The sequence below is a fragment of the Ornithinicoccus halotolerans genome, from assembly GCF_009602535.1.
GTDB lineage: Bacteria > Actinomycetota > Actinomycetes > Actinomycetales > Dermatophilaceae > Ornithinicoccus > Ornithinicoccus halotolerans.
On record NZ_WIQI01000210.1, the window covers coordinates 1 to 1,349 of the forward strand.

2 protein-coding genes and 1 pseudogene are annotated in these 1,349 nt (G+C 77.2%); 1 reads left to right on the plus strand and 2 read right to left on the minus strand.

What is annotated here, in order from left to right; genetic code table 11:
* Together GFJ45_RS16075 and GFJ45_RS16080 are read right to left on the minus strand one after the other, a co-directional pair.
* A partial coding sequence (locus GFJ45_RS16075; protein ID WP_267128876.1) for a diacylglycerol/lipid kinase family protein occupies positions 1 to 439 on the minus strand: 439 nt, incomplete at its 3' end.
* A 10-nt stretch (positions 440 to 449) separates the two neighbouring features.
* The gene (locus GFJ45_RS16080; RefSeq protein WP_153399104.1) at positions 450 to 1,196 is read right to left on the minus strand and encodes an alpha/beta hydrolase; all 747 of its coding nucleotides are present in this window, start codon (positions 1,194 to 1,196) and stop codon (positions 450 to 452) included.
* Between the two features lie 56 nt (positions 1,197 to 1,252).
* Here GFJ45_RS16080 and GFJ45_RS16085 point away from each other — a divergent pair.
* Positions 1,253 to 1,349, plus strand: a pseudogene (locus GFJ45_RS16085) (ATP-binding cassette domain-containing protein); the annotation flags it as partial.

Here is a 1,349-nt window from a genome sequence, read left to right on the forward strand (position 1 = left end):
AGGTCGCCGCGGGTGACCGGGAACCCGGCCTCCGCGAGCCGGTCCCGCAGCTCCTCGGCCAGGCCGAGGGTGTGCCGTGCAGCGCCACCCGGGCCGCCTCCGCCGGGTCTGCCAGCGGCAGCCCGCGGGCGCGCGCCAGGTCGTTGCCGGTGCCCAGCGGGACCACGCCCACCGCGCCGAGCTCGTCCAGCCGGTCCTGGCCGACCACGGTCTTGAGCAGCGCGTTGACCGAGCCGTCCCCACCGAGGACGACCACGTCGCGGCCGCCGAGGCCGGCCACCGCACCGGCCATGTCCTCCGGCCCGTCCGGGACCACCACCTCGGCATCGGCTTCCGCGCGCAGCACGGCGAGGGCCTGCTGGACCTGCTCGCCGGCGGCCGAGCCGGCGGCGGCGTTGGCCAGCACGAGCACGGGGCGGCGTTCGTGGTCAGCGTTCACGACGTCCCCCTCAGACCGCGGTCAGGAAGTCGTAGCGCGCCTGCATCGCGCGCAGCGCCACCGGGGTCTCGGCCGCCAGCGTGTCGAACCCGTGCGGCACCCCCGGGTAGACGTGCAGCTCGGTGGGCACCCCCGCCCGCCACAGCCTGCCGGCGAAGGCCACGACCTCGTCGCGGAACAGGTCGAGGGCACCGACGTCGAGGAACGTGCGCGGCAGCCCGGCCAGGTCCTCCGCCCGGCCCGGCGCGGCCAGCGGCGAGACCTGGTCGGTGCCGTAGCTCTGCCCCAGGTAGGCCCGCCACCCGGTCTCGTTGTCGACGGCGCTCCAGGTCAGCGCCTGGGCCAGCATCGGCTCGGGCTCGCCGGTGCGGTCATCCAGCATCGGGTGCACTAGCAGCTGGGCCGCGACCGGCGGCCCGCCCCGTTCCCGCGCCAGCAGGGCGAGGCCGGCGGCCAGCGTGCCACCGGCGCTGTCGCCGGCCACGAGCACGCGGGCCCGGTCGGCCCCGACGGCGCCGTGGTGGTCGTGGGCCCACACCAGCGCCGCGTAGCAGTCCTGCAGCGGCCGGGGGAACGGGTGCTCGGGGGCGAGCCGGTACTCCGGGGCCACGACCGGCACCCCGGTCGCGGCGACGTAGCCCTTGATGGTGTCGTCGGCCTGGTCGAGGCTGCCCATGATGAGCCCGCCGCCGTGGGCGTAGACCATCACCGAGCCCGGCTGCCGGCCCTGCCGCCGGTAGACCCGCAGCGGGACCACGGTGCCGTCGGCGGCGCGGGTCTGCTCCTGGCCGACCTCGACGTCGGGCAGCGCGGCAGGTGGGGCGGCGCGAGCACGCCAACGCCCACCCGATGCAGCTCTCCGGCGGCCAGCAGCAGCGGGTGGCGATTGCGCGCGCGCTGGCCATGCACC